The organism is Caulobacter sp. 10L414 (assembly GCF_056395525.1).
In genome coordinates, this window is sequence record NZ_JBFTJR010000112.1 from 1 (window position 1) to 6,505 (window position 6,505).

At 69.3% G+C, this 6,505-nt stretch carries 9 protein-coding genes; 6 read left to right on the forward strand and 3 right to left on the reverse strand.

Annotated elements, in window-relative coordinates:
* The first annotated feature begins 457 nt into the window (after window positions 1-457).
* Window positions 458-781 carry a hypothetical protein gene (locus AC1DCG_RS24685; protein WP_477031465.1) on the forward strand — a complete coding sequence of 108 codons (324 nt, stop codon included), beginning with the start codon at window positions 458-460 and terminating at the stop codon, window positions 779-781.
* 158 nt (window positions 782-939) lie between these two features.
* On the opposite strand, the gene AC1DCG_RS24690 is transcribed toward AC1DCG_RS24685, so the two are convergent.
* Window positions 940-1,857, reverse strand: coding sequence for a M20/M25/M40 family metallo-hydrolase (locus AC1DCG_RS24690; RefSeq protein ID WP_477031466.1), 918 nt, complete (start codon window positions 1,855-1,857; stop codon window positions 940-942).
* 105 nt (window positions 1,858-1,962) lie between these two features.
* Window positions 1,963-2,616 (reverse strand): hypothetical protein, encoded by a 654-nt coding sequence (locus AC1DCG_RS24695; RefSeq protein WP_477031467.1) that lies wholly within the window; start codon window positions 2,614-2,616, stop codon window positions 1,963-1,965.
* Between the two features lie 183 nt (window positions 2,617-2,799).
* Between AC1DCG_RS24695 and AC1DCG_RS24700 the strand changes: the two genes are divergently transcribed.
* The 4 genes from AC1DCG_RS24700 to AC1DCG_RS24715 are packed head-to-tail and all read left to right on the forward strand — an operon-like array spanning window position 2,800 to window position 4,752.
* Window positions 2,800-3,036 carry a BolA family protein gene (locus tag AC1DCG_RS24700; protein ID WP_101712499.1) on the forward strand — a complete coding sequence of 79 codons (237 nt, stop codon included), beginning with the start codon at window positions 2,800-2,802 and terminating at the stop codon, window positions 3,034-3,036.
* A gap of 6 nt (window positions 3,037-3,042) precedes the next feature.
* Entirely contained in the window at window positions 3,043-3,933 is an 891-nt protein-coding gene (locus tag AC1DCG_RS24705; protein WP_165256620.1) for an aldo/keto reductase, read from the forward strand.
* A 53-nt stretch (window positions 3,934-3,986) separates the two neighbouring features.
* On the forward strand, window positions 3,987-4,328 hold the full coding sequence (gene grxD, locus AC1DCG_RS24710; RefSeq protein WP_165256622.1) for a Grx4 family monothiol glutaredoxin: 342 nt from the start codon (window positions 3,987-3,989) through the stop codon (window positions 4,326-4,328).
* A 4-nt stretch (window positions 4,329-4,332) separates the two neighbouring features.
* On the forward strand, window positions 4,333-4,752 hold the full coding sequence (locus AC1DCG_RS24715; protein ID WP_477031468.1) for an acyl-CoA thioesterase: 420 nt from the start codon (window positions 4,333-4,335) through the stop codon (window positions 4,750-4,752).
* Here AC1DCG_RS24715 and AC1DCG_RS24720 read toward each other — a convergent pair whose 3' ends face one another.
* Window positions 4,753-5,130 (reverse strand): hypothetical protein, encoded by a 378-nt coding sequence (locus AC1DCG_RS24720; protein ID WP_477031469.1) that lies wholly within the window; start codon window positions 5,128-5,130, stop codon window positions 4,753-4,755. It abuts the gene before it with no gap.
* Between the two features lie 53 nt (window positions 5,131-5,183).
* Between AC1DCG_RS24720 and AC1DCG_RS24725 the strand changes: the two genes are divergently transcribed.
* Entirely contained in the window at window positions 5,184-6,323 is a 1,140-nt protein-coding gene (locus AC1DCG_RS24725) for a serine hydrolase domain-containing protein (protein ID WP_477031470.1), read from the forward strand.
* Window positions 6,324-6,505 lie beyond the last annotated feature (182 nt).

Genomic DNA, 6,505 nt, shown 5'->3' on the forward strand with positions numbered 1-6,505 from the left:
ACAGCCGGGTCCAGGGTTGAAACAGCACCCGCGCCTCCGGCCCTCCGGAATAACGACGCGGCGGAGCGGTCGACGAAGCCGAAACGCTAAACAAACACACGGTCCCCGGGCTCCGCCCGGCCGCTCCGCGCCTCCCCGACCTAACGCGCATCCGCGCGGGAGCACGAGACCCCATGCCCAACCCTCAAGGAACCTCCCCCCGTGGGGGAGGCGATCGCGCAGCGATCGGTGGGGGGAGCGACTGCGAACTCACCCGCCGCCTCGAAAGCTGAAACCGGCCCCCCACCGGCCTTCGGCCGCCTCCCCCACGGGGGGAGGTTCCCGAAGGCCGGAGGGGGACAGCGCCGGCGACAACGACCCCAACCCGCAAGGAACCCGTCATGCCAAGTCCAAGCCCCCGCGCAGGCGCCTGCGCCGCACCGCCCACTCCCCGAAGATCGAGGCCGCCTATCGCGGCATGATCGCCGCCTGCGATCAGAACATCGCCCTGATCCAGAGGACCATTTCCGATGTCGAGCGCGTCGCCCACGATGCGCCGCCCGAGGAAGTGCAGAGCTTTCGCCAGGAGATGGAGGAAGGCGTGCGCTGCTGGACCAGCATCCGCAACATGCACCTCGACTATCTGAGCCGCCCTCCCGAACCCAGCTGGCCCGGCATCGAGAAGGCCCTGAAGCGAGCCGGGATCACCAGGCCGGGGCGCCAGGCCGGGGCGCCAGGCGGATGGTCCGCGCTAAGGTCAGTACTCAATTGGCCGAGGGCAATGAGTTATCTGTTTCAATAGCTTATAGCAGTTGTCATCCCGGCCGCAGCGTAGCGGAGCGCCGGGATCCCCCACAGTTTTCGAACCTGCCGACCTGGGAGATCCCGGCTCTACGGATCGCTGACGCGCTCCTCCGGCCGGGAGGACACGTTTCCTTGCACGCCAATTGAGTCCAGACCCTAGGGCGCGACCTGCGCCAACCGCTCGTCGAAGACCCGCGTCGCCAGGATCACGGTGGCCACCGACGCCTTGAAGAAGGGCTGTGGGATGGTTTCGAAGTCGTCGGTGGGCTGATGGTATTCGGGATGGTCCTCGACCCCGAAATAGACCCAGGGCACGCCCTTGTCGGCGAAGGCGCCGTGGTCGGACTGGCTGGTCCAGTTGTTTTCCTTGCCGTCGGCGTCGGTGTCGTGGCCGAGCTTCAGCTTGACCGGCGCGACCTTGGCCACCGCGTCGAGGATCGGCTTCAGGGCCGGCTGCGGCCCGGCGCCGGCGGCGTAGAGCTCGCCCTTGGCGTTCTTGCTCAGCATGTCGAAATTGACGTTCAGGCCGATGGCCGACAGCGGGATCGGCGGCTGGGCGACGAAGGCCTTGGCGCCGCGCAGCCCGCCCTCCTCGGCGTCCAGCGCGACGATCAGCACGTCGTGCCTGGGCGGCGCGGCTTTGAACGCCTCGGCCACCGCCAGCAGGCCGGCCACGCCCGAGGCGTTGTCGTCGGCGCCGTTGTAGATCTGGCCGTTCTTCACCCCGACATGGTCGTAATGGGCGGTGACCACCAGGGCCTTGCCGTCGGGCGCGGTTCCCTTGATGCGGGCGACCAGGTTGACGCCGGTGATCGGCGTCCCGTCCTTGCGGGTGTAGCCGAACGGCTGCTCGAAACCCTCGCCGATCGGGGAAAGGCCGATCAGCTTGAAGCGCTCCAGGATGTAGGTCCGCGCCAGCTGCGATCCCGGCGTGCCCGGCGCCCTTCCCTGCATGGCGTCGGCCGACAGGACCCTCACGTCATCAAGGGCCAGGTCCCCGGGCGCGGCCAGGACCGGCGCGGCGAGGCCGGAGACAAGGGTCGCCAGGACGGCGGCGGCGAACGTCGAACGCATTGGAACTCCCTGCCGACGGCGGACGGTCTTCGCCGTCGCTCAACGCGGCTTTCACCCGTTTTGATCATCGGCCGGCGCGCCGTGCAACCGGCGAGCCCCGAACGGCTATCGCCCGCCGCCGGCGAAGTCGTCCGCCCTGGCCTCGCGCAGCCAGCGATAGCCGTGCTCGTTGCCCTCCTGCGTCCGGCTGGCGGCGATGCTCGCCTGCAGCGCCGCAAGGCTTGTGGCCGTGCAGCTGTTCTTGCCCTCGCCCCAGGCCAGGCCCGGCCACAGACGCCGCTCGACCGTCTGTTCGGGCGTGGGCTCGCTCCACGGCGCCCGGAACCCGTCCGGACCGCAGAGCCCGGACCATCCGCGCACGCGCGTCATCCGGCCTTCGGCGTCCGTCTCGACCGGCTCCAGCCCCATGTAGCCGTAGGAGGTCCCCTCGTCGGCGTCCCGCATCTGCAGGACCACCGGCGCGCGCAGACCCGCCACATAGGCCCGCGCCGTCCAGCTCACGTCCGCCGGAGCGCCCGTCATGCCCAGGATCTCCCCGTCGCGGACCAGGACGGCCCCGTCGCGGGCGCAGGCGGGCCAGCGGCGAAAGGGCCTGTCGTTCCCGGGCGGGCGGCAGTCGGCCTCGTCGGGGATCCACCAGCCCGTCTTCAGTCGCGCGCCGCCCGCCTCGGGCGTCAGCCAGGGCGTCTCCGAGGTCACCATCGCGCAACCGCCCAGTCCGAGCGTGAGCGCCGCGAGCGCCGGCATCAGGGAACGCATCACGCACACCTCACGGAAGACTCACAGATACGTGATCGTTACGTGAGATCGCGTTATCGTCAAGCGCGATCGCCGCCCCGCCTTCGCCTTTCGAGCGATTGCTTCCAGCCGCGACGCCCGCCATATGCGCGATCTTAAGGTTTACGGGGCATACAGCCCCTTCGAGGATCGGAGAATCCGCCCATGCCCATGTCGCCCGACGTGCTCGAAGCCCGCCTGAACGCGGCCTTTCCGGATTCCGAGATCGTGCTGACCGACCTGGCCGGCGACGGCGACCACTACAAGGCCCGCATCGTCTCTCCCGCCTTCCGCGGCCTCAACCGCGTCAAGCAGCACCAGATGGTCAACCGCGCCCTGGCCGACGTGCTGGGCGGCGAGCTGCACGCCCTGGCGCTCGAAACCGCGGCCCCGGCGGAGTAGGCGGCCTTGCGCTATCGTCCTTTCGGCAAGGCGGGCATGGCGATCTCGGCGGTGACGCTGCGGCTCGCCGACCATCCGCGCATGAGCGGCAAGGACTGGCGCAACCTGATCTTCACGGCCCTGGAAACGGGCATCAACAGCTTCGAGGTGCACGGCTCGTCGAACGCCCTGCTGGAGGGCGTGGGCGAGTCACTGACCACGATCGAGCGGCGGCTGCTGTTCGTCGGCTGGCGCCTGCGCAGCAGCGGCGAGCTGCTGAGCGCCCAGGCGATCCACGACGTGGTCGACGTGGCCGTCGAGCGCTGCGGCCTTTCTCATGTGGACCTGGTCACGGTCGACGACCCCGGCGGCGCCTTCCCGCCGACGGCGATGGCCGCCCTGATGGGGCTGCGCCAGTCGGGGCTGATCCGCTCGCTGGGCCTGGCCAGCCGCGGCGAGAGCCAGGACCGGCACCTGGCGACCGGCATGTTCGACGCCCTGGCCTCGCCGTTCAACCTGTCGTCCGGCTGGGCCGAGCGCAATCGCATCCGCGCCGCCGTCGCCCGCGACGTGGCGGTGATCGGCGAGGATTTCTGGCCCCAGGCCATCCGCGAGCGCGAAGCCAAGCCGATCTTCAAGAAGCCGTCGCTGTGGCGGCGCCGCACCGACCCGCTGGCCAATCTGGGCGGCTACGACTTCCTCGACAGCACGGCCGGCTGGACGGGCCAGGAGCTTTGCCTCGGCTACGCCCTGACCGAGCCGTCCCTGGCCACCGTGCAGGTGATCACCACCAAGCGCGACAAGCTCGAGGCCCTGGCCTCGGTGGTCGAGCGCGACCTGCCGACCGGCTGCGCCGCCCAGATCGAGATGGCGCGGTTTTCGGCCGAACAGGCCGCCGGGACCAAGCGCCGCGCTTGACCAGGGGCCTTCCGGCGCCTAGCTGAGGGGTTACCGCCAAGGAATTCCTCCCCATGACTGACGTCGCCGCCTCCCCCGCCATCGAATTCATCGCCAAGACGGTGGCCGAACACCCCGTCGTGCTGTTCATGAAGGGCGTGCCCGACCAGCCGCGCTGCGGCTTCTCGTCGGTGGCCGTGCAGATCCTCGACCACCTGGGCGTCGAGTTCGTCGGCGTCGACGTGCTGCAGGACGACGAACTGCGCCAGGGCATCAAGACCTTCACCGACTGGCCGACCATTCCCCAGCTCTATGTGAAGGGCGAATTCGTCGGCGGCAGCGACATCGTCCGCGAGATGTTCCAGTCGGGCGAACTGAAGTCGTTCCTGATCGAGCAGGGCGTGATCTCGGCCTGACCGGGTGAGCCGTCTCTTCGTCCCGCCCTCCGACGCCTATCCCCTGACCTTCGAGCCGAAGGCGTCGGACATCGACGCCAACGGCCACGTCAACAACGTGGTCTATCTGGGCTGGGCCCAGGACCTGGCGATCGCTCATTGGGAAGCCTGGGCCTCGGAAGAGGAACGGGCTCCCTGGAGCTGGGTCGCCCGCCGCCACGAGATCGACTATCGCCGCGAGCTGCTGCCGCACGAGATCGCCACCGGCTACACCTGGGTCGGCGAACTGAAGGGGCCGCGGTTCGAGCGCTATGTCCGCATCGACGGTCCCGACGGCGAGATGTGCGCCCAGAGCCGCACCGACTGGGTGCTGATCGACATCGCCGCCAAGCGCCCAGCCCGCGTGCTGCCGTGGATGGTCGAGCGCTTCACGCCCAAGGGCTGATCAGCCCTTTCCCATCGGGTTGAGCAGCCTCACGGCCGTCGCGCCGGTGATCCCCAGCTCGCCCCAGCCGAACTTGACCTCCGTCTCGCCGGGCGCGCCGGTCTTGCAGGTTTCGACCCGCCGCCGGGCGAAGGCCAGGTCGGGGATCGCGTCCTTCCGGTCGACGAAGAACCTCAGGTCCGCCTTGCGCAGGCAGCCCTGCGACGACAGGCGGATCACCAGGCCGTCGGCCTCGGCGCGCGCGCCCAGCAGCGGCTCCAGCTCGCCGAACATCTCCGGATCGCCCGGCAGCAGGCGCGGCGGACGCGTCGGAACGCTCGCGCACCCTGAAAGCAGCAGGCCGGCCAGAAGCACCCGGCGGTTGAAAAAGACGCCCATGGCCCGCAAGGTCGCCCGGCGCGGGGGAGCGCGCAACCTTGGGGCACGTTGCAATGTCGATTAAGTCGCTGGCCTGGACGGCCGCCGCGCTGTGTCTGGCGGCCGCGGGATCCGCGCACGCCGGAAACCCGAAGCTGGACGCCGAGATCGCGCGCCTGATGGCCCTGGGCAAGGTCCCCGGCGTGGCCGTGGCGCTGGTCGAGGACGGCAAGGTCGCGCACGTGACCGCGCAAGGCGTCCGCAACGAGAAGGGCGACCGCCTGGCGCCGCAGACCGTGATGTACGCCGCCTCGATCACCAAGGCGACCTTCGCCTACTACGTCATGATGCTGGTCGACGAAGGCAGGCTCGACCTCGACACGCCGATCGCGACCTACCTTCCAAAGCCCCTGCCCGACTACAAGGCCTATGCCGACCTGGCCGGCGACGAGCGCTGGCGCAAGATCACGCCCCGCATCCTGCTCACCCACTCTGCGGGCTTTCCCAACTTCCGCTGGCTGAACCCCGACGAGAAGCTCGACATCAAGTTCGAGCCGGGCGCCCGCTACGCCTATGCCGGCGAGGGCGTCAACCTGATGCAGTTCGTCATCGAGCAGGGTCTGGGCGTCAAGGTCGGCGAGGACATGGACAGGCGCCTGTTCAAGCCCCTGGGCATGGCCCGCTCGGGCATGGTCTGGCGCGACGACTTCGCCCCCGACATCGCCGACGGCCGCGACGAGGCCGGCAAGTGGCAGCCGCACGACGACCGCTCCAGCGTCAAGGCGGCCGGCTCGCTGGACACCACCATCGACGACATGGGCAAGCTGGCGGCGGCCATGGCCAGCGGCTGGGGCCTGTCGAAGAAGGCCCGCGCCGAATTCGCGCGCGGCAGCCTGCCGATCGTCTCGCGCTCTGAGTTCCCCACCCTTTCCGAAGAGACCAATCCGGGCAACGCCAGGATCAGGCTCGCCGCCGGCGTCGGGGTCGTAACCTTCGAGGGACCGCAAGGCCGCGCCTTCTTCAAGGGCGGCCACAACGACATCACCGACAACATGATGGTCTGCGTGGAGACGCGCCGGCGCTGCATGGTGATCCTCACCAACAGCGGCGACGGCCAGCGGATCTTCCCCGCCCTGGTCAAGGCGGCGCTGGGCGAGACGGGCATGCCCTGGACCTGGGAATACAGCCGGCTGATGCCGGTGGAAGCGCCCTAGCGTGGATAGACATTCATCCAACCGCGACGCCCAATAGGCCGATTTTCCCCGCGAAGGCGGGGATCCAAGCTGACGTTCAGGCTTGGGCGCGGCCGTGGACTATCGGCGACCTCGGCTTGGGTCCCCGCCTTCGCGGGGATGCTCGGTGAAAAATCGGGGCAAGCGATTGAATGTCGATCCGC